Origin of the sequence: Actinoallomurus bryophytorum (assembly GCF_006716425.1) — a bacterium.
In the GTDB taxonomy this organism is placed as follows: domain Bacteria; phylum Actinomycetota; class Actinomycetes; order Streptosporangiales; family Streptosporangiaceae; genus Actinoallomurus; species Actinoallomurus bryophytorum.
The window spans coordinates 627,488-651,942 of sequence record NZ_VFOZ01000002.1 but is presented as its reverse complement, the minus strand read 5'-3'; the positions used below and the strand labels follow the sequence as shown (position 1 = coordinate 651,942).

Annotated in this window: 19 protein-coding genes; 7 read left to right on the top strand and 12 right to left on the bottom strand. The window is 70.7% G+C overall.

Annotation, left to right across the window (positions count from 1 at the left end; translation table 11 throughout):
• Window positions 1–106 precede the first annotated feature (106 nt).
• A complete protein-coding gene (locus FB559_RS39120) occupies window positions 107–568 on the top strand; it encodes a prevent-host-death family protein (RefSeq protein ID WP_141962644.1) in 462 nt (153 codons plus the stop codon).
• 185 nt (window positions 569–753) lie between these two features.
• Here FB559_RS39120 and FB559_RS39110 read toward each other — a convergent pair whose 3' ends face one another.
• Window positions 754–1,509, bottom strand: coding sequence for an alpha/beta fold hydrolase (locus tag FB559_RS39110; RefSeq protein WP_141962642.1), 756 nt, complete (start codon window positions 1,507–1,509; stop codon window positions 754–756).
• A gap of 247 nt (window positions 1,510–1,756) precedes the next feature.
• Here FB559_RS39110 and FB559_RS39105 point away from each other — a divergent pair, with 247 nt between their 5' ends.
• The 4 genes from FB559_RS39105 to FB559_RS39090 all read left to right on the top strand — a co-directional run bounded on the left by FB559_RS39105 (window position 1,757) and on the right by FB559_RS39090 (window position 6,552).
• Window positions 1,757–3,220: an LVIVD repeat-containing protein gene (locus tag FB559_RS39105; RefSeq protein ID WP_185792683.1), complete on the top strand. Its 1,464-nt coding sequence runs from the start codon at window positions 1,757–1,759 to the stop codon at window positions 3,218–3,220.
• Window positions 3,221–3,322: 102 nt separating this feature from the next.
• Window positions 3,323–5,044 (top strand): copper resistance CopC/CopD family protein, encoded by a 1,722-nt coding sequence (locus FB559_RS39100; RefSeq protein ID WP_141962641.1) that lies wholly within the window; start codon window positions 3,323–3,325, stop codon window positions 5,042–5,044.
• 13 nt (window positions 5,045–5,057) lie between these two features.
• A complete protein-coding gene (locus FB559_RS39095) occupies window positions 5,058–5,801 on the top strand; it encodes a hypothetical protein (RefSeq protein WP_141962640.1) in 744 nt (247 codons plus the stop codon).
• 31 nt (window positions 5,802–5,832) lie between these two features.
• Window positions 5,833–6,552, top strand: a complete 720-nt coding sequence (locus FB559_RS39090; protein WP_185792682.1) for a YcnI family copper-binding membrane protein — start codon at window positions 5,833–5,835, stop codon at window positions 6,550–6,552.
• On the opposite strand, the gene FB559_RS39085 is transcribed toward FB559_RS39090, so the two are convergent.
• Both FB559_RS39085 and FB559_RS39080 read right to left on the bottom strand, forming a co-directional pair.
• A complete protein-coding gene (locus FB559_RS39085) occupies window positions 6,524–7,756 on the bottom strand; it encodes a PucR family transcriptional regulator (protein ID WP_141962638.1) in 1,233 nt (410 codons plus the stop codon). The two genes, FB559_RS39090 and FB559_RS39085, sit on opposite strands and share 29 nt — an antisense overlap.
• Before the next feature lie 163 nt (window positions 7,757–7,919).
• Complete coding sequence (locus FB559_RS39080; protein WP_141962637.1) at window positions 7,920–9,308, bottom strand: DUF6880 family protein; 1,389 nt, start codon at window positions 9,306–9,308, stop codon at window positions 7,920–7,922.
• Window positions 9,309–9,427: 119 nt separating this feature from the next.
• On the opposite strand from FB559_RS39080, the gene FB559_RS39075 reads away from it, so the two are divergent.
• The gene (locus FB559_RS39075; protein WP_141962636.1) at window positions 9,428–10,525 is read left to right on the top strand and encodes a hypothetical protein; all 1,098 of its coding nucleotides are present in this window, start codon (window positions 9,428–9,430) and stop codon (window positions 10,523–10,525) included.
• 63 nt (window positions 10,526–10,588) lie between these two features.
• Here FB559_RS39075 and FB559_RS39070 read toward each other — a convergent pair whose 3' ends face one another.
• From FB559_RS39070 to FB559_RS39035, 8 genes are all read right to left on the bottom strand, one after another.
• Window positions 10,589–11,773 (bottom strand): right-handed parallel beta-helix repeat-containing protein, encoded by a 1,185-nt coding sequence (locus FB559_RS39070; protein WP_141962635.1) that lies wholly within the window; start codon window positions 11,771–11,773, stop codon window positions 10,589–10,591.
• Window positions 11,774–12,064: 291 nt separating this feature from the next.
• Window positions 12,065–12,883 carry a glutamate ABC transporter substrate-binding protein gene (locus tag FB559_RS39065; protein ID WP_141962634.1) on the bottom strand — a complete coding sequence of 273 codons (819 nt, stop codon included), beginning with the start codon at window positions 12,881–12,883 and terminating at the stop codon, window positions 12,065–12,067.
• Window positions 12,884–12,894: 11 nt separating this feature from the next.
• Entirely contained in the window at window positions 12,895–14,316 is a 1,422-nt protein-coding gene (locus FB559_RS39060; RefSeq protein ID WP_141962633.1) for a hypothetical protein, read from the bottom strand.
• Window positions 14,317–14,322: 6 nt separating this feature from the next.
• Complete coding sequence (locus FB559_RS39055; RefSeq protein ID WP_141962632.1) at window positions 14,323–15,114, bottom strand: FHA domain-containing protein; 792 nt, start codon at window positions 15,112–15,114, stop codon at window positions 14,323–14,325.
• Between the two features lie 2 nt (window positions 15,115–15,116).
• Window positions 15,117–16,424, bottom strand: coding sequence for a vWA domain-containing protein (locus FB559_RS39050; RefSeq protein WP_141962631.1), 1,308 nt, complete (start codon window positions 16,422–16,424; stop codon window positions 15,117–15,119).
• Between the two features lie 55 nt (window positions 16,425–16,479).
• Window positions 16,480–17,472: a PP2C family protein-serine/threonine phosphatase gene (locus FB559_RS39045; RefSeq protein ID WP_141962630.1), complete on the bottom strand. Its 993-nt coding sequence runs from the start codon at window positions 17,470–17,472 to the stop codon at window positions 16,480–16,482.
• Window positions 17,472–19,478 carry a serine/threonine-protein kinase gene (locus FB559_RS39040; RefSeq protein ID WP_425455130.1) on the bottom strand — a complete coding sequence of 669 codons (2,007 nt, stop codon included), beginning with the start codon at window positions 19,476–19,478 and terminating at the stop codon, window positions 17,472–17,474. The genes FB559_RS39045 and FB559_RS39040 overlap by 1 nt, the downstream gene beginning before the upstream one ends.
• A 467-nt stretch (window positions 19,479–19,945) precedes the next feature.
• Window positions 19,946–21,148, bottom strand: coding sequence for a hypothetical protein (locus tag FB559_RS39035; RefSeq protein ID WP_141962628.1), 1,203 nt, complete (start codon window positions 21,146–21,148; stop codon window positions 19,946–19,948).
• A gap of 408 nt (window positions 21,149–21,556) precedes the next feature.
• Here FB559_RS39035 and FB559_RS45090 point away from each other — a divergent pair, with 408 nt between their 5' ends.
• The gene (locus FB559_RS45090; protein ID WP_221640660.1) at window positions 21,557–21,748 is read left to right on the top strand and encodes a dihydrofolate reductase family protein; all 192 of its coding nucleotides are present in this window, start codon (window positions 21,557–21,559) and stop codon (window positions 21,746–21,748) included.
• A 182-nt stretch (window positions 21,749–21,930) separates the two neighbouring features.
• On the opposite strand, the gene FB559_RS39025 is transcribed toward FB559_RS45090, so the two are convergent.
• Entirely contained in the window at window positions 21,931–24,450 is a 2,520-nt protein-coding gene (locus FB559_RS39025; protein ID WP_141962627.1) for a glycoside hydrolase family 3 C-terminal domain-containing protein, read from the bottom strand.
• Between the last annotated feature and the right edge of the window lie 5 nt (window positions 24,451–24,455).

Here is a 24,455-nt window from a genome sequence, read left to right as displayed (position 1 = left end):
GCTGCGAGCTTCCCCACCCGGGGAGCCCGCGGTCCGCGGTGGTGCACATGGCTGAAGAAGACGGGCACGTTTGACTTCGGAATGTATTCCGAACTAGATTGTGGTCATGTCCACCCACACCGTTTCGTTCTCCGAGCTGTCGAAGAACTCAAAGCGGGTCGCCGAGACCGTCGAGCGCGCTCAACGTGTCCATGTCACACGGCGCGACGGTGAGGACCTCTACCTCACGACCGAGCGGCACGACCGTCAGCGTGAAGAGACCGCCGATGTCACCACCCGTCTGTTCACCGCGCTGATCAGTAGCGATGAGGGCGCCCGGGCCATCCTGCTCGCACTTCCTCAGGTGTTCCCCTGGGTCCGGCATCTTTCGACCGCGGAGGTGCGCGAGTTCGTGGTCGACCTAGTGGACGCCATCCGCGACGCCACCGAGCTGGACGTCCACTCCAACCTGCACCGCGTCACCACCGAGTGGCGGGCCACCGCGCGTATTCTCGCCGACCCCGAGCTGACGGCCCAGCTGACCGCCCCCCTCCCCGCTGACGATCACCGCAATGGGAGCACGAGGTGACCGCCGGTGGCCGGGTGCGCTACCTCGTCAATCAGCCGCGCCGGACCGTGCACCTCGTCTATGCCTCCACACGGCACCCCAAAGACACCGACTGCTGACCCGCAAGCCTGGACCGTCAGTTCCACGAAGACGGCGCCTCATCCTCCTCACCGCGGGTCCCCGTACAGCGGGGACCCGCGGCCCGGTCAACGGCCGGCGAGGAAGTCCACGATCGCGGCGACGAACTCCGGCGTGGCGACCGCCGTCTTGTGGTCTCCGGGGACCATGGCCTTGGTACCCAGTGGCAGCGCCGTGACCAGCTCGTCGACCGACGCGGCGCGCTCGTCGTCCGCGCCCATCAGCACGAGTGCCCGTACCTGGATCCGGCCGAGCGCCTCCACCGGTGTGGTGACGATCGAGTCCAGCACGTGGAGCAGCGCGGCCGGCTCCGCGTCGTTCGCCCGGAGCCACTGCTCGGCCTGCTCCTCCGGTGAGCCCGGCTCGAACGTGCCCAGGCCGGCCACGATGCGCCGCATGTACGAGCCCGCCCCGCCCTCGGCGCCGAGCATCTGAGCCAGCCCCTGGCCCGCGACCACCGCGCGGCCCGGCGTCGCGCCGCGTACGAGCATCCTCGCCACGATTCGCCCGCCGAGCGAATACCCCCCGAGGTCGTAGTCGTCCAGGCCCAGGTGGTCGAGGAGAGCGAAACCGTCGTCGGTCAGTACGTCGGGGGGATAGGCGGCGGCGTCACGGGGCTTCGCGCTCCTGCCGAGGCCACGAAAATCCGGCATGATCACGCGGTGGCCATGCGCCGCGATCCGGTCGGCAAGGCCGTTGGCCAGCCACAACGTCGTCTCCACACTGAAACCGGGCAAGAGGACCAGCGGTCGACCCTCACCCACCTCCCGGTAGACGAGGCGCACGCCGTCACGGCCGGGGAAGTAAGCCTCCGAGTTCAGCATCTGCCGGAGCGTATACCTGGCGGGGCACCGACATCGCGAGGGCCCTTCACCGTGCCGGCCCCGGCCTTTCGACGTCTGTCATGCCGCAGGCCCGGCGGCTTCGACAGTTGTTCGATGACAGTGACCAAAATGATCATTATTGTCTGAATGCGCAGCGGCCGCGGTACTTAGTTACCGCCTGCCTTATCGACGGAAGGAAGACGCCAGTAGTCCGGCGAGACAGCCCCCACAGGAGTACGCATTGAGAATGAAATCGCTTGTGGCCGGTCTGGCCGCGATCGCGGTGGCCGCGACGCTGCAGTTGCCGAGCATGACGGCGGCGTCCGCCGAAACCCCCGCCGGCCTGCCCCTCGGGAACGCGGGACACGGCACTCCCGGTCCTGTCCTCGACGACACCCACAACGACCCCACGAACGCGGTCGCGGGCGACGTCACCTTCGTCGACAACGTCAAGGGTGTCAGCGGCTACTCGGCGCTGAACTTCATCGACTACAAGAACTACGGCGACTTCATGTTCGCCAACGGCACCGGTGGCCTGGCGATCTGGTCGCTCAAGGACCGGCGGCACCCGGCACTGGTCGGGAAGGTCACGGCCGCCGAACTCCGCCGCCCCGGCGACACCCAGGACCGGTTCTGGGAGGGCGAGAACCTCACCGTCGACGCGAAGCGCAAACTGATCTTCATGACCCGCGACCCGCGGGGTTTCGGCGGCACCCTCACCACCGGCCAGTCGGGCTTCTACATCATCGACGTGAAGAACCCGTGGAAGCCGCGGATCGTCACCTTCCAGTCCGTGCCGGCGGGTCACACGGCCACCTGCATCAACGACTGCGACTACCTGTGGTCGGTGGGGCCCTACAACACGGGTACCGCGGGTAACGACCCCAGCTGGCACGGCGTGCCGGTCTGGGTCACCGACGTGCGCGACATCGACCACCCGCACACGTACCAGACGGCCCTGGACCTCAACCGGTTCGACCAGCTGACGGACTACGTGCACAGCGTCGACGTTGACAAGAACGGCGTCGCGTGGACCTCCGGCGCCGGCGGCGTACGCGGCTACTGGACCAGGGGCCGCCACTACGACCCGGTCAAGAAGGTCAGGCGCACCGCGACCGCGACCGACCCCGTGCCGTACGCCGGTGGCACGGTCGTGGACCCGGAGCCGGTGTCCTACTTCGACCACAACGCGTACCACAACACCCAGAAGCTGGGTAAGTACGACAAGGGCGAGCTGCTCTACATCACCGAGGAGGACATCCGCACCTGCTCCCAGGCCGGTGACCTCATGATCGCCTCGACCAAGGGCAGCTACGACGGCGAGAGCTGGAGGTCCACTCCGGAGAACCCGTTCCGGCTCAACCTGGTCAGCAGCTGGACGGCCTGGGGCCAGAAGGGCTCGGACACGACGGCCGCCAGTTGCTCCGCGCACTGGTTCACGGTGAACGGCAACATCGTCGCGCAAGGGTGGTACGCCCAGGGCACGCGCTTCATCGACGTGTCCGACCCGAAGCACCCGAAGCAGGTGGGGTACTTCCGTATCCCGTCCGGGGACGCGAGTGTGACCGCCGGATCGGCCTCGGCCGCCTACTGGCACAACGGCTACGTCTACGTCGCCGACTACAGCCGTGGCGTCGACGTCCTGCGTTACGACGGCAAGCTGGCCGGCAGGCCCGACAAGAAGATCTGCTGGAACTCCTGCGACAAGTGACATCATGAAAGACGGCCCGCCGGCGCGCAGCGCCGGCGGGCCGGTCCGGTCCGGCGTCGACGGGTACGGCCTGATGCCCGTAGCGACCGGTAGGGTCGCCCGGTGAGACGCAGCGGCCACCGCGGAGCGGCCCTCCGGGTCCTGCTCGTCGCGGCGTTCGTCGTGAGCGGTCTGGTCGTCGAGGTGACCTTCGGCGCGGCGCTCCGCCCCGCCTACGCGCACGCCGTGCTCGTCGAGTCCTCGCCCGTTGACAACACGGTCGTCGCCGCCGTCCCGCGGCAGGCACGGCTTCGCTTCAACGAAGCGGTGACGCTGACCCCACAGTCGATCCAGCTGCTCGACCCGGCCGGCGACAAGGTCGGGATCGGAGCCCCCGGCCACGCGGACGGCAAGGCGAACACCGTCGCGGCGTCGCTCCCTGCCGACCTGGGCAAAGGCACGTACACGGTCGCGTGGCGCGTCGTCTCCGCGGACTCACACGTCATCTCCGGAGCGTTCCGGTTCAGCGTCGGCGCGCCGAGCGCGTTCACCTCCGTCCACGACGAGGGGCCCGGCCGGCTGACGCCCACGGTGCACGCCGTCGGGCGGGGCCTCGCGTTCCTGGGCCTGGCGCTCGCGCTCGGCGGCACCGTCTTCCTCGTCATGCTCTGGCCCGCCGGGGCACGGGACCGGCGTGGCCGGCTCATCGTCTGGGCGGGGTTCGCCGCGCTGGGCCTCGGGACCGCCATGGTCTTCCTCGCGCAGGGCCCGTACGCCACGGGGGAGGGGCCGGCGACGGCGTTCGACCCGGACGTCCTGCGCCTGACCCTGGCCACGCGGATCGGCCGGGCCCTGCTGGTACGCCTCGGGGTCGCCCTCGTGCTCGCCGTCATCCTCGCGACCGTCCTGCGGCGGCGGAAACGGGGGGACGCCGGCGCGGACACGCCAGTGGTCGTACTCGGAGCGTTGTGCTGTGCGGCGCTGGTGTCGACCTGGCCGCTCACGGACCACGCGCACATCGGCGCGCAGTCGTGGCTGGCCGTCCCCGCGACCGGGGTGCACCTGCTGTCCATAGCGCTGTGGTTCGGCGGCCTGGTCCCGCTCACGGCGTGCGTCGTGGGCCCGGCCGCCCGCCGCGACGAGCGCGTGCGCCCCCTCGACCCGGCTCTCACCCGGTTCTCCCGCCTCGCGCAGGTCTGCTTCACGATGATCGCGGTGACCGGCCTCTACCTGGCCTGGCGGCAGGTCGGAACGTTCGGCGCCCTGGCCGGGACCGCGTACGGGCGGCTGCTCCTCGTGAAGTTCGGCGTCGTCCTCGTCATCGTGGCGCTCGCGTCACGAGGCCGGCGGTTCGTCCGGCACCACGCGAAGGAGCCGGGAGACGCCAGGGCCCTGCGCCGCTCGGTGGCCGCCGAGGTCGTCCTCGGAGCCGGCGTCCTCTCCCTGACCGCGGTCCTGGTCAACACGGCACCCGCTCGTACCACCTACGCGCCGCCGGTACGGGCGAAGGTCGCGTTTCCGGCCACGGCCGGTACGCGCACCCGCCTGGACGGCGGTCGCGTCGAAGTGGAGCTGACCCCGGCGAAGCAAGGCGCCAACGTCGCCGACATCTACCTGGTGGCCAAGGACAAGACGCTGGTCGACGTCCCCGAGGTCTCCGGCCGGCTGCAATCGGCCGGCACGAGCATCGGCGCCCTGCCGGTCAAGGTGTCCGCGGCCGAGCCGGGCCACTATGTCGCGAGCGCGATGTCCATTCCCTACCCGGGCCGGTGGGTCCTGTGGCTGGACATCCGGACCTCCGACTTCGACGAGGTGCCGGTGCACTTCCCCTTCACGGCGCGCTGAAAGGATGACAACGATGGGTCTTCGTGGCAGGAGGAAGCGGCGTCCCGGACTCATGGCAGCCGCCGGCGCGGCCGTGGTCCTGGCCGGCTGTGGCTCCGGTTCCGGCAAGGACCTCGCGCACCCGCCGTACACCGTGAAGTCCGTCCAGTACGGATTCGCCACGACCAAGGACGTCGGCAAGGGTGCGATCCGGGTCGACGACTCCGGGCACGGCTCACACGTGATCTACACCCCGCCGGACAGCGTGCCGACCTGCTCCTACGTCCAGCGCGCCGACGACACCAAGGTGCAGGTGCAGCCGGCCGTCGAGCTGGTGGGCGGCAACTCGACCGGCCGCTTCATCGTCGGGCCGCCCAATCCGGACCGGTCCGCCCTTCCCGTCGTCACCCAGGGCGCGGTCGTCTTCACCAACGACGCACTCGCCGACGCGGGGATGAGGACCGTGATGGCCGAGGCGGCCAAGTGTCCCGACTCCTTCAGCATCCTCGGCGGACCACCGATCATCGTCGGTGATTACAAGGTCAACGGCCGGACGTTCAAATCGGGGGCCTGGACGGGCTTCGCGCAGCAACTGGCGCACACCTCACCGCCGGACCTGGGCACCGGCACGTACGACGATCTCGCGACCGTCGTCGCCCACAGGGCGAACGCCGTCGTCTACCTGCAGCTCGCCCAGATCCACAAGACCGGGCAGCGGGCCGACTCCAGCGAGAAGCTCAGCAAGCTCATCAAGACCACTCTTGACCGGCTCGGCTGATTCGCGGGTCCGGCGACCAATGGGAGAGAACATGTGGCGGCGTTCCATCCGAGGCGTTGTGGTCGCGGCCGGGGCGGTGTTCTTCGTCGGGCTCGGGGCGACGGCGGCGTCGGCGCACGTGACGGTCACCGCCGAGGCGGCGACGCAGGGTGGGTACGCGGCACTGGTCTTCCGCGTTCCCGGCGAGCGGGACGACGCGAACACCGTCAAGGTCGACGTGCTGCTGCCGGCGGACCAGCCGCTGGCCTCCGTCCGTGTGAAGCCGCATCCCGGCTGGTCGTACGAGATCAGGAAGACCAAGCCGGCCAGGCCGGTGGAGGCGGAGGGCGCCAAGGTCACCGAGACGGTCAGCGAGATCATCTGGACCGCGGACGACCAGAAGGCGGGCATCCGGCCGGACGAGTACGACGAGTTCGCCGTGAGCGTGGGACCCCTGCCGAAGGCGGACTCCATGGTCTTCAAGGCGCTGCAGTACTACGACGACGGCGAGGTGGTGCGCTGGATCCAGGAGCCGCGGCCGAACGCCCCCGAGCCGGAGCGACCCGCTCCCGTGCTCAGGCTCCTGCCGCCATCGGCGACCGGCGCCGCGCAAGCCGCGAGCGAACCGACCCGGGTCCCGGAAGACCCGGCGGGCACCCGCACCGCGCACTGGGCGATCGGACTGTCGTCGGCCGCTCTGCTCGTCGCGCTCGCGTGCGCCGCGATCGTGATCCGCGACTCGTTCAGCCGGCGGGCCGGTAGCGGCCGGTGAGCCGGGCGAGTTTCAGCCCGAGGTGGAGACTGAGACGTTCGTTCCCGTCCTTGAGGTCGGTCCCCGCCAGTTGCTCGAGGCGCTGGATCCGGTAGTACAGCGACGTGCGGTGCAGCTGGAGGCGTTCGGAGGTCGCGAGCGCGTTGCCGGCGAGATCGAGGTAGGCCTCCAGCGTCTGGAGCAGCGGGCCCGCCTCCGGGTCGGCGAGGAGCCGCTCGAGCCCGGGATGAATCACCAGCTCGCCGAGGTCGCGGCTGGACACCTGGGCGAGTACCCGGTAGATGCCGAGCTGGGACCAGCGGGCGATCCTGCTGACGTCGGGCATCAAGGCGGCGATGCGCGCGGCCTCACTCGCCTCGAGATAGGAGCCGTGCGCCTCCTCCAGACACGACCGTGGTCCTCCGATCCCGATGACGAACGACGACGCCTGCTCGAGTCCCGACAGCGCGCTCTGCAGGGCATGGTCGAGCTGTGAGACACAGCGGTCCACGGTCGGCTCTGCGGCCTCGCCCTCCGTACCGAACAGCAGCAGTCCGTGGCTGTAGGAGACGAGATGGAGGGCATGCCTGGCCGGCAACTCGTGCCGGATGTTGACGAGCGCGTGCTCGACGGCGAGCCGTATCTGGTCATCCGGCATGACGTCGTGCACGAGCACCGGCCGGGCGACCACCACGACGACGCCCAGGGACGGGTCGAAGTGACCACCGTCGATGAGGGTGCGCGCCGCGTAAGCCTGGGCGTCGCTCTCGGCGAGGAGCAGGTTCCGGATCGCCTCCGTCTCCCGGCTCGACGCGAGCTCGCCGGCCAGCACCTCGCGGTAGAGCGCGAGCGCGAAGCCCTGGGCGGCGGTCTCGGCCAGCGCGAGCTGCTCCTCGCTCATCGACTCCTCCTCGTCGATGAACCACAGGTACCCCAGCAGAAGGTCACGGTGCCGGATCGGTACGCAGACCCGAGGCAGCATGCCGAGGACGAGATTCCGGGGAGTACGCACCGGGCCTCGCGCCTTGGCCAGCTCGAACCGCCCCAGCCAGGCCATCACCTCGGCGGACACGCAGCGCTGCAGAATCGAGGCATGGCACACCGCGTCGATCGGCTCACTGTGCCGGCTGTAGGCCACCAGCCGCTGTCGCCGGTCCTCGACGATCGCCGGACGCGACAGCTTCGCCGCCACCGAGTCGACGAGCTGGTGGATCTCCGCGTACATCGGACTCCTCCTGGGGTTCAGCCCCTACCCCACGTCAGATGATCACGCTCGATCGCGCCGCGGGCGCGGCAACGCCTTGCTACGTTTGTCGGAAGATGACCGGGTCGGCGTGATCATAAAGTGCGACCGTTCGGCACGGCAATGGCCCGCATGAGATGGAGGGTCACAGGCCCTTCTCATCCAGGGTCTTCATCAGCTTCCGCTTACGTCGCTGGTCCGTACGGAGGGTGGCGAGGTCGGCCTCGAACTGCTGCTCGGTGCCGAGCCGGCGGTGACAGTCGCGGGCCAGGAGCAGCAGCCGGGCGATCTCCCGGTAGTTTCCGTCTCCGGTGAGCCGGGTGAGCGGCTCGACCGCCCGGCGGTACGCCTCCAGCGCGTCGGCCGGGCGGTCGTCACGTACCAGGTCGGCCAGCGCCAGCCACTGGCGATCGCTCGCCCGTCCCTCCGCGGCCCGCCACGCGGCCTCGACGTCTCCGTCGTCCACCAGGGCGTCGACCAGCAGCGACCCTTCGCCGAACGGCGTACGGCCAGATGGTCTCTCGCGGAGCAGGTCCAGGGCGGCGAGGCGTTCGGCGTCCCAGCATCCGGCCGTCCGCGCGGCGTCGCGCAGGGTCCGGTAGCCGCCCAGGGAGGGCGACGCATGGAACCGGTCCCGCCGGACCGCGACCGCGTCGGCGAGCCGCCCGTCCCGCTCGTACCGGCCCGCCACGTAGGAGGCCAGCCCGTCGTCGGCGAACGGGGGCCGTTCGGTGTCGCGCAGCCCGCGCTCGGCCCACGCGAGGGCCTCGGCGCTCCGGCCCGCGCGGTCCAGCTCCTCGGCGATGGTCAGGTGCGTGCCGCCGTACGGAGCCAGGTCGGACGCGAGGACGGCGACCAGCACGTCCACGTCCCCCTGAACCCTGGCGAGCTCCTGCCGGACGTGCTTCACGTTCCAGTCGGACGGGCGACGCCGCGACCTCTCGGCGACCAGATCGGAGAAGGCGGCCCGCCCCGTGTCGCCCAGCAGGTCCCAGTAGTCGCCGAGCTCGATCTCCGGCACGTGTGACCAGTCGCCCAGCATGTGCGCGGCCAGCCACCCGGCGTTCCGCACCGGATCGGTGTCGGCCGCGACGCAGGCGGCCTGGTGCGTCTCTTCGAGGTCGGCCGCGACCTCGCCGACGGCGCCGGAGGAGTCATCGATCTGCTCGTACACCGTGTGGAGCCGGTGGATCGCCTCCCGGGTCAGCGTCACCGCCTCGTGCGCCCTTCCGGCGGAGACCAGTGACCGCAGTGCGTCCACTGCTTCACGCGCCTGTGCGGCATAGCCGGGGACGTCCGCGTACTCGACGTAGTCGTACCGGGCGAAGGGCGCGGTGCCGAGGAGTTTCAGGATCTGGGCCCTCAGCCCGGCGATGTCGGTGTCACCGGCCGCTCGCTCGGCCGCGGCGCGTACCTCCAGGCGGCGGCGCAGGCTCGCATCCTCGGCGAGCCGCTCGCGCAGGAGGGCCAGGAGCCGGTCGCGTGGCAGGGCCTCCAGCCAGGACTCGACCGTGAACGTTGTAGTGATCGCCATAGGTCCATCCAAGCGAACGGGACCGGACCCATGAGAGAGAAAACCGCGATGGTCCGGGAAAGCTCCCTGGCGATGAGGTGTCCCGGATAGGCTACCGGTGATCACGAAAGGGTGTTGAAATGGCGCCATCGCTTGACGTGCAGATCCGGGATCTCGTGGCCCTGACGCAGAATCTCGCCGAGATGACCGACACCTTCGCCAGCGTCAAGGGATTCGTGGCCGGCACCCACATCGCCTACGGTAACTGGCCGAAGGCGGGCCATGATGCCGCGCATGCGTACAAAAAAGCATCGTCGACCGCGGAAGACGCCGCGGATGCGGTGCGCGGCGCGAGTGACTCGACGGCCAAAAACCTCGATGCCGTCGCCCGTCATTACGCCGACGCGGAATATCACTCCTCGATCCAGGCCGGCTCGCCGCCTAACCTGCGCCACGGGGCGGGCTACGGCTCCAGGACTACGGCCGAAAATTTGGCCACTGTCGTTGTGATGCCGGTGGCCGAAAACGTGATCGCTGTCGCGCTGACCGCCAGGCTGTGGAGAACTCGGGAGTTGGTAAAACTCACCGCGCGCCCCACCGGGCTGCTGCCGGCGTTTCTCGTGATCGATGCGCTGTTCATCGAGCCGAACATCCGTGAGTCCGGCCCGTTCCGTGCCGCGCGTGACACCTGGCGTGCCATCGCGGACAGCAATCTCCAACCGCTGTGCGAGAAGCTGGGAAGGATCGTGCCGATCCGGACCTGGGACGGCGATGCCGCCGCCAGTTTCAACGCGCACATGGACGTTAGGTTCCTGCCGGCACTGAACGAACTCAAATCGTTGGCCGGCTCCATGGGCGACCTCTGCGACGAGATGGCCGCCGGAATGGACAAGATCAACGGGCTTTGGCTTCACATGCTCATCGAGATGACGTTTCAGCTGCTCCTCATCAACCTTGCTCCTTTGCCCTTCCGGCCGATATTCTCCTACGCCGCGCTAGTCCTGTTCACCTTCAATGTCAGCTACATCTACGCGAAAATGAGCGCCCGATTCTCCGCAATGGCCGCGACCATGGCTAAGCTGGAAGGGCAGGCTGAAACTCTCGCCTCGGACTGCTTCGGCGACTCCCAGACACTCGATGACAAGCGCAACCTCCTCAACCCGCGCTTCACGATGGTCTCGGACAACTGGTCCAGCGACGACTGGGCCCAGAATTGGCACTACAAAGCCGCTCCGTAGCCCTCGCGCCCCATGACGAAAGAGGCTCCCCGGCGACGTCGCCGGGGAGCCTCTTTCGCGTACTCAGTGCGTGATGACCGGGACGGTGACGCCCGTGAAGTGGTTGTCGCGGACGTTCTTCGCGGTAACCGGGCCGGTGGTCCAGACGCCGTAGTGGTCCTTGCCGATGACGTTGCCGGAGATCGTGATCGACAGCGGGTCGACGGTGCCGACGAGGATGCCGGTCGTCTCCGTGTCGAACGGCTCCGCGATGTCCTTGTCGCCGCGCAGGTTGTTGGTGCCGATCCGGTTGCCGCGGATCACGTTGCCGTTCAGGTACTGGCCGGCGATGTGGCTGTGCAGCGTCACGCCGGACAGGCCGTTGCCGCTGATGCTGTTGCCCTCGACGGTGTTGTCGTAGACCGCGCCGCCGGGCAGGCCCGTCGCCAGGACGACGCCGGCGCCCTCGGCCTGCGTGCCGTTGTCGGAGATGGTGTTGCCGACGACGTCGTTGTCATACACGCCGGCGGCGTCGGGAGCGGGCTTGCCCCCGGGGGCGCCGAGCGGGCTGTGGGCGACGACGGTGATGCCGCAGGCATAGGTGTTTCGGGCGACGACATTGCCCGAGATGCGGTTGTGCGCGGCCGGAGCGGTCTCGTCGCTGACGAGGATGCCGCCGCTGTTGGCGGTGCTGACGTTGTTACGGACGGTGGAATGCGAGCTGCCCATCAGGTGGATGCCCTCGCCGCAGTCGCCCGGGACGCCGCCCTGGGCGGCGCATGACGCGTAGGTGTTCGGCACCGGGTTCACCGGCAGGCCGCCCAGGTCGTTGTTGCTCACCACGTTGTTCTGGACGGTGACGGAGTTCGCCTTGTTGACGAGGATGCCCTCACCGACCGCGTTCTTGACCGTGAACCCGCTGATCGCCGCGTGTGACGCGGTGACCAGGAAACCGTTGGTCAGCTTGGTGGCGTCGATGGTCGCGTTCGATCTCCCCTGGATCGTCAGCGCCTTCGTCACGGCGACGTCTTCCTTGTAGGTGCCGCCGCACACGATCACGGTGCCACCCTCGGCCACCGCGGCGGAGGCCGCGGTGATGGAGTGGTACGCGGCCGTGCCGCAGCCGCGGTCCGACGCGTGGCCGGCCGCGTGGGCCGACACGTACACCGTGGTCGACGCCTTGGCCTGCGCCGTGGTCGCCGCGATGACCGGTGCGGCCACGGCGATGCCCCCTACGGCGAAGATCATGGACGTTCTCAGCTTTTTCATCGGGACCCCGTTCCGATTCACCGCGCCGATCGCCGCGGAGACGACGGAAGCGACGGTAGTTGACTCTTCAACGATCGGCACGCTACCAAAGTCCGGAAGAGGCCGATTGCCTGGCGAGTCTGTTCACCGCTACGTCGGCGGGAATTCATTCCCGGCCTCCCGACCTGCGGTTTCACCCCCGATCGGGCATCGAGAGCGCACCACCGGCCCGTCCGTGACGCCGGCGGGGACGTGGCGGCAGGACACTTCGGACGACAACGGCCGACCGAACGTCCGGCGTGCGGAACGGCGTCAGCCGCAGCCCTCGAACTGCGGGACCGTGGTCGTGAGCTTCAGGTCGGTCTTGCCGAACCACTTCGTCAGCAGCTTCGCCGCGGTCCCGTCCAGGTACATCTCGGTGATCGCCTTGTTGATGTCCTCACAGCCGGTCACGTCGTCCTGGCGGATGCCCACGCCGTACCTCTCGTCGGAGATGGGGGCGTTGACGAACCGCACCGCGTTGTTCTCCAGCGCGAACCCGGCCAGGATCAGGTCGTCGGTGGAGATGGCGTCGAGGCTGTTGTCGGTGAGCTTGGTCAGGCAGTCGCCGTACGTCGCGGCCTGCACGAGGTGTGCCGGGACGTTACGTTCGACGGTGACGCGCTGCCAGGAGACCGAGCCGTTGACCGCGCACAGACGCCGGCCGGACAGGTCGCGGACGTTGTGGATCGCGGTGTCGCTGCGGCGGACCAGGGTGTCCTGGTGGGCGACGTAGTACGGCCCGGCGAACGCGATCTTGGTCTTGCGCTCGGGCGTGATCGAGTAGCTCGAGACGACGAGGTCCACCTTGCCCGTCTGCACGGCCTTCTCGCGCTCGGAGTACTGCACGACCTTGAAGACGACCTTCTTGGGCGTCTTCTCCATGTGCGCGCCGATGTAGGAGGCCACGTCGATGTCGAAGCCCTTGAAGGTGCCGTCGGGCTGGCGTTGCCCGAGCCCCGGCTGGTCCTTCGAGACGCCGACCACCAGCGTGTCCTTGCCCGCGACCGACTTCGCGCCGCCGCCCGTACCGCACCCGGCCAGGGCCGCGGCCAGCACAAGCGCGGCGCCGAGAGTTCGACCTACTCGCATGACTCGCTCCCTTACCGGAACTCGGACAGCCGCGGCCGCACGCCGGCCAGGACGAGGAGGGCGATGACGACCGCGGCGGCGGGGAGGCCGATGTTCCAGCCGCTCAGCCCGTCGTCACCGTCGCGGATGGCGCTCTGGAACGCCTTCTGGTGGATGGCCGTGAGCTGCACGAGCGCCTGGTCGTAGGTGGTGAAGTCCTGCGACGCCGTGCCCATGCGAAGCACGATCGCGTCGTGCCGTCCGCCGCTCGTCGCGAGTGACCGCAGGCGGCTGTCGTCGTGCTGGACGCCCTGGTAGCCCCGGAGCGTACGGTCGACGGCCGTGCTCTGCCCCGGCAGGGTCACGTGCTGCGCCTCGATACCGAGGAAGCCCATGTAGCCCGAGCGCGCGGCCACGCGCTGGTCGAGCTGCTTGTAGTACTCGGTGAGGTTGCCGGCCGGGACGTAGAGGATCTCTTGCGACTTGTCGAGATAGACCTGCTCGTAGGTGTCCGCGAGGGCCGGGTCGAGCAGATAGCGGGTCTCGTCGGCGTCGGCGTTGTTGCTGATCGCCCTGGCCCGCGACAGCGACAGGACCGAGTCGAACCCGTCGTTCTTGGCCTTGCTCAGGTGGCCCGCCTCGCTCGTCAGCAGTCCGACCGTCGCCGCGATGAGGATCACCGACGCGACGGTCGCCAGCGCGAGCACCGGGTTGACCAGGCGGCGGAAGTGCACCGCCAGGTAGATCTGCAGCCCCACCAGGACGACGAGGAGCACCAGCCCGGCCAGCAGCACCCAGGCACGCCCGGCCAGCACCTCCGAGTGCTTGGACTCATACGTCCGGCGCACCGTCGTCCCGTTGTCCAGCGTGAGGTTGTACGCCTTGGGCAGCACGTCGAGCTTCATCAGGTTCGTCGCCTGCGTGTACAGGTCGCCGACCTCCTTGCTCGGCGGCCCGGCGGCGTGGCTCTGCCGCTGGTCGAGCTGGAGTGCCTGGCCCGCGAGCTGTTCGTAGCGGCCCAGCGCGTCGAGGATCGAGCGCGCGGTCTGCTGCTCGGCCGGATCGTTACGTGCCAGGTTGGAGCCTTGCAGCAGGGCGCGGTGCGCCTCGGACCGGCGCTGGTCGTACACCTGGAGCGCACGCGCGCGGCCGCTGCCGAGGTTCTCCCTGCCCATCAGGAGTACGGCGGCGAGCTGGGCGTCCATGTCGCTGAGCGCGAAGTACAGGTCGCCGGTGGCGACCACCTGCGGGCCCGCGTCGTGGCCGATGACCCGCAGGCCGTCCCGCGCGTCCTGGACCGCCAGACCGGACACCGCGAACACCGCGGCGACGGCGAGGACCGCCAGGAAGGCGAGCGCCCTGATCCGTCCCGGCAGAGTACGGATCCGTACGACCCGTGCCACGCCGGAGCGCCGGTCCGGCGGCCGTGAGGGTGGGGCGGATGTCAGAGTCACCGGGCGTCAGCCTCTCCGCAGCGTGATGGTGGTCCAGACGCCGATGTGGATGCGGTCGCCGTCTCGCAGCGGCACCTCCACGTTGACCTGGATCGGGTCCTCGCCCCCGTTCACCGTCGTGCCGTTGGTGGAGCCGGGGTCGACCAGCGACCAGGTGCCGCCGGGCCGGGCGAGCAGCACCGCGTGGGTGTGCGAGGCGCCCGGGTCCTCGGGCGGCTCGCTCAGGTCGATCTCGGGCACGGTGCCCTGCGAGACGCTGCGCCGCCCGATGCGGACCTGCGGCCCGGTCAGCGGGATCGTGCGTTCGGGGCAGTACGGCGGGAACGGGTAGGCGCCGTTCTCCTCGCTCTGCCGCAGGACGGCCTCGTAGTAGTCGCGGTCCGCGCCGACGACGGCCGTCCAGACGGCCGCCGGAGGAATGGGGGTGCCGCGGAACGGCCCGGTCACCGGCTCCTCGTCGAGATCCGCGCCGGCCGGAGCGGGCGGGACCGAGGGCGTGGAGGGTACCGAGGGCGTGGAGGGGACCGAGCCGCCGGACGCGGCGGTCCGCATCGGCCCGGTGGCGGACGGCCGGCCCGCGCCGACGGCGAAGTCGTACCCGCAGCCCTCGCAGAAACGTCCCGTACGCGGCGCCGCGCAGTCCGGGCACGGCTCGCCGGCCCCGCCGGCGGCCGGAGCCGGACTCCCGGACGGCGCGCCCGCGGACACCGGACCCGACGGCGCGCCCGTGATGCGGGCCCCGCAGACGTCGCAGTAGTCGTCGGCGCCGGATGTGTGCCCGGCGGGACAGGTCGCCATGGTCAGACTCCACCCTTGCGCGTGCGCACCGTCTTGCTCGAACGGGTGTCCAGCGACATCTCGTCCGCCTTGTCGACGTCCTTCTTCAGCCGTACGGTGCCGGTCGCGTGGTCCTCGACGTCGACGACCTTGTCCAGCAGCCCGGCGATGGCCTCGTTGCCCGACTCGTGGGCCAGCGCGACCGCGCGGCCGAGGCGGGCCGTCGCGGTGTCGAGGTCGCCGTCCTTGCGTGCCTGCAGCCCCTGCTGGATGGCGTCGGCGAGCTCGGCCTGCCCGGTGAAGTGCGCCACCTTGGGGTTGATCCGGGTCGACTGGGCCTCGTCGTCGGTCCACTCGGCCAGGACGTTGCCGGTGGCCAGCACCTGCTCCGCGCCGCCCTTCGCGCCGGGCAGCACCAGCTTGACCCAGGCGGCCCGCAGCTCCTGGCCGATCATCCCCGGCGGCACCTCGACGGAGATGTGGTAGTCACGGCTCTCCGCGCCCCAGGCGCCGATCGGGTAGTCCCCGGCGCGCGGGCCGGCCTCCACCCGCTTGCCGGACAGGTCCTCGACCGTCGGCGTCACCTGCTTGACGAAGCGCAGGCGTGCGGCCTGCGGTGTCCACACCCGCAGGGACACGTCCGCGACCGCCTTGCCCATGGCCGCCTCGGTCATGGCACGGAAGTCGGTGACCAGGTCGGCCGGGCTGGCCACGATGTCGACACCGCCCAGCATCGTCGAGGCCACCTTGCGCAGCTCGGCGACCTCCCAGTCGGTGCCGACGCCACGGCAGTCGCACACGAAGTGCCCGGCGCAGTCCTTGAGCACGGCGTCGAGCTGCTCGGGGCTCTCGTGCTGGTTCTTGCCGTCCGTGAGCAGGATCGCGTGCCGGATGCCGCCCTGGTACGGAGCGAAGAGCCGGTCGGCCAGGCTCAGCCACGAGCCGATGGCGGTGCCGCCGGCCGGGCGTACGCGATCGAGAGCCGCCTTGGCCTCGTGCCGGGTACGCGCGTCGGCGGCGACGAGCTGCTCGGCCGGCGGGTACACCATCCGCGCACGTGCCGATCCGGACACCACCGCGAAGTGCACCCCGTCGCGCAGCGCGTCGACCGCCGTCTGCGCGGCCCTGATCGCCGCAGACATCTTGGTGCGGGGATAGTCCATCGACCCGGAGGTGTCGATGATGATGACCTCGGCGGCGGACGTCGTGCGCACGGCACCGGCGGCGGGCACTCCGCTGGCCTCGACCGTCACGATCGCGTGGACTTCCCGGCCGCCCTCGGGCAGGTACTTGTTCTGGTCGATGGTGAGGGTGAAATCCGGATCGCTCATGCGACCTCCTTCGTCGGAGGAGTGACCAGCGGCGCTCTGCTGCCGCTCCGCTCGCTCATTCGGCCTGCTCCTGTATCGGGTGGGGGGACGGCGGGAAGGGGATGACGACGACGGTGATGTTGTCGCGCCCGCCGGCGTCCAGGGCCAGGCCGGTCAGCGAGCGGGCCGCCTCCAGCGGCTCCGACGCGGCGGTGGGCACGGCCGCGGCCAGGTCGGCGGCCTCGGGCAGGTAGTTCCACAGCCCGTCGCTGCACACGAGGACCACGCCCGCGCCGTCCGGCGTGAACGTCTTCACGTGCGGGTCCAGGGTGGGGGCGTCCGCGCCGAGCCAGCCCGTGATGACGTGCGCGTTCGGGTGGTGTTCGGCCTCGTCCTCGGTCATCGCGCCCGAGGTGACCATCTGACCGGCCCACGAGTCGTCGTCGGTCAGCCGGGAGCCGCCGCCGTCCGCGGTCAGCCAGTAGGCGCGGCTGTCGCCGACCCAGCCGACGGTCACCGACCGGCCGTGCGTCAGCGCCGAGACATAGGTACAGGACGGCGGCTCGCCGGCCGGCTGGGTCGTCTCGCCGCCGCCCACCAGCCCGGCCACGGCGCCGGCGGCCCGGCGCATCGCGGTGCGGGTGGCGTCTTCGGCGTCCTCGCCCGCGGCGCGAGACTCGGCGAGGGCGGCCGCCCCCGTGTCGGCGGCGATCCTGGAGGCGTCCTCCGGCCGCGACGAGGACGACACTCCGTCGCACACGACCGCGGCGACGCCGTCACCGGTGACGGTCATCGCCATCGCGTCCTCGTTGCGGCTGTGCCGCAGCCCCTTGTCACTGACACCGGCGCTCACGCCGTCGAGCTCGATCTCGATGTGGTCGGTGCCGTCAGGTTGCCGCAGCCCGCACTGCTCGCAGTAGCCGTCCTCCCCGATGGCGTTCGCGCCGCAGCCCGTGCAGCGGCGTACCGGGGTGTCGAGGCGATGGCCGCACGCCTCGCAGAAGCCCTCGCCCGGGTAGACGGGCATGTCGCAGGCGGGGCAGACCCGCTCCTCAGTGGTCGCGTCCATCAGATCAGTGTCCTCGGCCGCGCGGCGTTGGCGCGCATCACCAGGTCGTGGCGCTCGGCGGGTGTGTCGGCGAGGCGGGCCAGCGCCCGGTACGTCTCCTCCAGCCGCCCGCGCAGCGCGCGTTCGGTCAGCGGCGCGTCGAACAGCGTCCCGCGCCGCTCCCGGATCCCGGACATGCGCGCCCAGGCGAGGGCGGTCTCCAGGACCTCGGCCACGAGGCGCCCGCGGCGCTCGCCGTCGAGCCTGAGGGCCGACAGCCTTCCACCCGCGCCGACCAGGTCGGGCTCGGTCAGCTCGGCCGGGCCGCGGCCGCGTATCGCGGTCGCCACGGCCGCGATCTGCGCGGCGAGGTGGTGGCTGGAGATGCTCGGGACCGAGTCGAGCGCCTGTACGGCACCGGCACGGTCGCCGGCGGCCAGCCGCGAGCGGGCGAGTCCGAACGCGGCGCTGATGTAGCCGTTGTCGGTCCGCCAGACCCGTTCGTACAGGTCCGCGGCGCCCGCGCGGTCGCCGCGGTGACCGCGGCAGTAGGCCAGGGCCAGCTTGGGCGGCACCTCGCCGGGCAGCAGGGAGTACATCGCGTCGAAGAGCGGTTCGGCCTGCCCGGCGTTCCCGGACGCCAGCACCGCGACCGCGCGGTACCACGGGACCCGCCAGTCGTCGGGACGCTCGGCCGCCAGCTCGTCGAGGAGCCGGAGTGCCTCGCCGACCTCGCCGACCTCGATGCGGACGCGCGCCAGCGTCAGGCGTACCTCCGGCGAGGGGTCGGGGGCGGCCGTGAGCGCGGCGACGAGCTGGTCCGGCACGGCCGTCGTGAGGCCCGCGAGGAAGCCGGCGGCGGGGTCGGCGCCGTCCACCAGCGGCGTGGGCAGCGCCGCGGCCACCTCGGCCGGGCCGGGAGGGGCGAGCACCGGGCCCGCGCCGGAGGCGATCTCGGTGCCGACGGCGTGCAGTTCCATGCCGAACAGCGAGGACGGCCCGGGACGCTGCCGGCCGTCCTGGGCCGACAGCACCTCCCGCAGCACGCCGGTGAGCTGGTCGGCCATGTCCGCCGCGTCCGAGAACCGCGCCCCCGGGTCGAGGTGGGTGGCGCGGCGCAGCAGCCGGTCATAGGACTCGAACCGCTGGAGCAGCGGAACGTCGGCGCGGTCGGGCAGCCGGTCGGCGTAGGTGCTCGTGTACCCCTTGAACGGGAAGCTGAGCACCGCGAGCGTACGGCCCACGGTGTACAGGTCCGAGCTGACCGAGGGGCCGAGCTCGGCGATCTCCGGAGCCTGGTAGCCGACCGTCCCGTAGATCGCGCTGTCCATGTCGTCGACGCGGCGCACCCCGCCCAGGTCGATGAGCTTGAGCTGCTCGTCGGACTGGATGGCGTTGTCCGGCTTGAGGTCGCAGTAGAGCAGCCCTACCCCGTGCAGGTACCCGAGTGCCCGCAGGAGCTCCAGCCCGTACGCGATGGTCTGGCCGATCGGCAGCGACTCCTCGCCTGCTTCGCGGCGTTCGAGCAGCACGTCCTTGAGCGGTTTGCCGCCGACGTACTCCATCACGATGTAGCCGGAGCCGCCGTGCTGGACGAAGTTGTAGATCTTGACGATGTTGGGGTGCTCGACCTCGGCCAGGAAGGAGCGCTCGGCCGCGGCCGCCGCCAGCGCGTCCGCGTCACCGGTGTCGAGCAGGCCCTTGAGCACCACCCACCGGTCGTTGACGTTGCGGTCGTGTGCCAGGTAGATCCACCCGAGACCGCCGTGCGCCAGGCAGCCCAGCACCTCGTACTGGCCGCCGACCAGGTCGCCCGGTCCGAGCTTGGGGCTGAAGGAGTACCCGGCTCCGCACTTGGGGCAGAACCCCTCCGTACGGCCCGGCCGGTCGCCGCGTGAGCGTCCGACCGGTTCGCCGCAGCCGCTGCAGAACCTCTTGTTCTCGGCGACCTCGGGGTTCTGCTTGATGGCCGTGGACGGGTCGCGGTAGGGAACGCGGGGCACCTCGACCAGGCCCATGCCGAGCATTCCGCGCCCGGAGGACCGCGACCGCGTGGAACCCGTGCGGACGCTACGGCCGGACGGCGTCGTGCCACCGGTACGAGAACCGCCCGTGGCGGGGGCCAGGTCCAGCAGGGTCGCCAGCGGAGGCGACGACGGCCCCCGCGCGCGAATGCCGCACTGGTCGCAGTACCCATCGCTGATCGTCCCGGCACATCCCGGCTGCATGCAGCGCACCCCGTCGCCGGCCCGCGATCCCGCGGGGACGGCGGCGGCGGGGGCCGCAGCGGGGGCAGGGGCGGGGGCCGCGGCCGGGGCCATGCCGCAGGTGGAGCAGTAGCCGTCCTCGATCACGCCGTCGCATCCCGGCTGGGTACACCGGCCCGCCGGGGAGCTCGCGGGCGACGCGCTCGGTGCCACGGGACCTGGTGCCATACCGCATTGGACGCAGTACCCGTCCTCCACCGTTCCCGTGCATCCCGGTTGGGTGCACCTCATCGGCTCGTCCCCTCCGCGCGCGATGCGATCGCCCGCTGGTAGTCCGCCAGCGCCACCGTGGCTCCCCGCAGGTCGCACGGAGACGTCCAGAGCAGGTCGTGGGCCCGCTGGTGGAGCTCGGTCAGCGCGGTGTCCTCGGCGAGCCCGAGACGGCCCGCCTTGGCCTTGTACGCGTCGAGCCGCCCGCGCAGCTCCTCGCGCCGGTCCAGCAGGCCGGTGACGAGCCCGGTGGTCTCACGCGCCTGGTCGAGCGCGGTGGCGACGGTCCGTTCGAGCTCGGCGGCGCGTGTCGCCAGCTCCAGCCAGCGGCCGTCGCCGCGCAGCCCCTCCAGCGCCGCGAGCCGGTCGCGCAGCGACGCCGAGACCGCCGGCAGGTCCGGGAGCGCCGGGGAAGCGATCTTGGCCAGGACCGTCTCTCGCGCCTGCGCGGCCTCGTGCTCGGCCGTCTCGACCAGCTCGATCGCGTTCGCGATGGCGCGCGCACGCTCGTCGTGCTCGTCCCGGATCCGTACCGCGTCCTCCAGCCGCCCGCGCAGGGCGGCGAGGTCGCGGCCGATCTCGTCGATCCGGCTCGTGTCGGCCCGGCCGCCGGAGGAGAGCGACAGCGGGTCGGACCGCGCCGTCTCGCCCACGGCCGCGAGCAGCCCGGCGATCCGGTCGAAGTCCGGTTCGCGGATGGCCAGGGATCCGTGCAGCGCCTCGACCGCCCGTGCGGTCTCCTCGACCTCACCCAGCCGGGTGAGCAGCGCCGACCAGATCTCGTCGGCCGAGGCGACCATGCCCGCGGTCTCCTCGTACAGGGGGGTCATCCGCTGCACCACGCCCTCGAGCGTGAGCCACTCGCCGGTGGGGCCGAGCAGGGTGCGTTCCTCCAGCGGGATCTCCCCGCTCACCAGCTCGACGGAGGTGCCGGTGAGCAGCCGGGTCAGCTCGGCGAGCTGGACCTGGCCGGGTTTCGTGTGGCGGGCGCGCAGCTCCTCGGCCTCGCCGAGCACCTTTCCGTGCGCGTCGAAAAGCTTCCACAGCGTGGCCATCCGGCCATTGATGTCGATCCAGCGGCGCTCGGTCACGCCGGTCAGCCGGGCGCCTTTCAGCAGCTGGTAACCCTGATGCGCCTCGAGCTCCAGCAGCACCCGGGTGATCTGCTCGCGCTCGCCCTTGAGGCGTTCGAGCCTGCGGTCGATCTCTTCACGGCTCATCGATCGGCCGACTCCTGCGTCCCCCAGCAAACTGGCCCTCGTTCGTGCTCGATCCCCGCGTGCACTTCATTGCATAAAGGGCGGTCCGGAGCATTGGTCCGATTCCACGCTTATTGGTGGATCAGTTTCCACCAAAACCGGTGAGCATCACAAGCGATCGGCCGATACCGGGGGCCGGGAAAACGCCGGTCCCGGCGGTTTCCGTGGTCGGTGTCGAGACGGCCGGGGCGGCTCCGACCTTCCTGTGACGGCGCCGGATGGCGGCGCCGCCGGAGCGAAGGAGCCTCGCGATGAGCAAGGTGGTGCTGGACGTGTCGATGTCCCTGGACGGGTTCACGGCCGGACCGAGCGTACGGGCGGAGGAGCCCATGGGGGACGGCGGCGAATGACTGCACGAGTGGATGTTGGGTGCTGGGTGCGGACGTCGCCCGGCAGCTGCTCAGGGCGGGCCTGCTCGACGAGGTGCGCATCCACCTCGTCCCCGTGCTGATGGGGGAGGGCACGCCGCTGTTCGACGGGGAGCGGGCGGAGCTGATCCCGGAGGGCGAACCCGCCGGGGGGTCCGTGACCCACCTGCGCTACCGCGTCCCGAAGCCCTGACGCGCCCGGCTCGCGCGGCCGGACCCTGGCCGGCCGCGACCAGAGCGACATCGATCCGGCCGAGGGCGCCGGCTACGACTACGGCGCTCGCGACTCGTGATGCCCGGCCATCCACGACGGCCGCGGCCCGCCGCGTGGCGGGCCGCGGTGTCACCTCACCCGGCGGGTGAGGCGGCGCGACGTCAGCCCTTCATCGCCGGCAGGGCGATCGACTTTCGTAGCCGGATGTCCCGTGAGCCGGCGCCGAGCATGACGCGGTACGTGCCGCCGGTCACCTGCCACGCGTGCGACGTGGTGTCCCAGGAGGCGAAGGACCGCGGGTTCAGGTGGAACGTCACGTGTCTCGTACGGCCCGGTCGCAGCTCGATCTTGGTGAACCCCTTCAGCTGGGCGGGCGGTTCGCCCGGCGCCCCGAGGTAGAGCTGCGGAACCTCGGTGCCGGTCCGGTGCCCGGTGTTGGTGATGTCCGCGCCGACCGTGACGTCGCCGCCGTGGCCGTGGACGGACAGGTGCCGGTAGGAGAAGGAGGTGTAGGACAGGCCGTGCCCGAACGCGAACAGCGGGTCGATGTTCTTCTCGTCGTAGTGGCGGTAGCCCACGCGAAGACCCTCGGAGTACGTCGCCACGCCGTTCACCCCCGGATACTGCTCGGGCGTGCTGGCGGGCGTGTCGGCGAGGCTCTTGGGGAACGTGATCGGCAGCCGGCCGGACGGGTCGGTGTCACCGAGCAGCACGTCCGCCGCGGCGTTGCCGTCCTCCTCGCCGGGATACCAGGCCTGCACCACGCCGGCGACCTGGCCGGCCCAGGGCATCGCGACCGGACCACCGGTGTTCAGCACGACGACCGTGTGCGGGTTGGCCGCCGCGACGGCCTCCACCAGCTTGTCCTGGTAGCCGGGCAGGGCGAGGCTCGTACGGTCGATCGCCTCGGTGTCCTTGTTCGCGACGAACACCACCGCGGTGTCGGCCTTCTTCGCCGCGCGTACGGCCTCGTCGATCTGGACGTCCGGGGTGTTCGCCGGGGGAGTCCAGGACAGCTCGATCATGGCCTGGCTGAGCGGCTTGGCCCAGTCGACCCGGATCGGGTGCGGCTGTCCCGCGGTCAGGTGCACCGTGACGGACTTGGTGACACCGGGGAACCCGCCGCCGTTGTCGAGCACGCTCTTGTCGTCCAGGTAGAGCGTCGCGTGCGCGTGGTTGGTCAGGTTGAAGGTGTAGTCCCCGTCGACCGGCGCGGTGAACGTCCCGGTCCACCGGACCGACCAGCCGTTGGGCGGCAGACCCGGCGCCGGGATCCCGCCGGTCGGGTCGGTGTCGATCCACGGGTCGACACGGGTGAGCTTCGGGTCGCCCGACCAGGTGGTGTTGGCGTAGTAGCGGGCGGTCCAGCCGTGCGCGCCGCTCTCGGCGGTCACGGCGTAGGAGGGCAGTGCCGGCTGCGGGCCGAGATCCACCGGAGGCATGCCCTCGGCGTACTCCACCTTGACGCCGCGCTTCTTGAACGCCTCGAGCGGGCTGACCTTGTAGATCGGCGCGACTCCGGAGCTGCCGCCGCCGGTGGCGACCGCGGTGCCCGCGCCCGGCCCGATGAGCGCCACCTTCTTGTCCTTGCGGAGCGGCAGCACGCCACCGGAGTTCTTCAGCAGTACCGTGCCGGCCTCCGCGGCCGCACGCGAGACCGCGCCGTCGCGCTCGGCGTCGATCGGCGTCGTGGTCTCCGTGCGGTCGAACAGCCCGAACCGGAACATGGTGGTGAGGATCCGGTGCACGTGCTCGTCGACGGTGGCCGCCGGAACCTGGCCGGTCTGCACCAGCGCCTTCAGCGGGTCGCCGTAGTGCGCGCCGTTCGGCAGCTCGAGGTCGAGGCCGCCCACGGCGCACCGCGCGGTGTCGTGGCACGAGCTGAAGTCCGACACGACGAAGCCCTTGTAGCCCCAGTCGTTCTTCAGCACGCCCTGCAGCAGGTCCTGCTGCTCGCAGGCGTACGCGCCGTTGACCTTGTTCTTGGAGCACATGACCGAGCCGGCGTGCTTGGCCGACTGCTCGAAGGCCGGCATATAGATCTCGTGCAGGGTCCGTTCGTCGATGTGCTCGTCGACGGTGTCGCGGTTCACCTCCTGGTTGTTGGCGAGGTAGTGCTTGGCGTCCGCGATGACGCCCTGGGACTGGATGCCGGCGATGTCGCCGTCGGCGATCTGCCCGACGAGGTAGGGGTCCTCGCCGTACGCCTCGAACGTCCGCCCGTTCAGGGGCGTACGCGCGATGTTGATGTCCGGGCCCTCCATCAGGTTGCGCCCGGTGTCGCGGGTCTCGCGTCCCTCGATGACGCCGTACGCGCGTGCCATCGACGGGTCGAAGGTCGCGGCGAGCCCGAGGGGCGCGGGCATCGCCGTCGTCTGGGCCTGCACCGGCCCGCTCGATCCCACGCCGGCCGGTCCGTTGTTGAGAAGCAGCGACGGGACGCACAGGCGGGGGATCGGCGGAATCTCGCGGTCGTGGGTGCTGTCGGAGATGGCGTGCATCATCCCGACCTTGTCGTCCAGGGTCATCTGGGCGATCACCAGGTCGGCGCGGCGGTCGGGCGACAGGTGCGTGTCCATCCAGGCGGAGCAGCCGGTGTCCGCGGCCTGGACCGGGCCGGCCGCCGTCAGGCCGGCGAGTGCCAGCACCAGCGCGACGGCGGCGCGTACGGGGCGCCTCATACGGC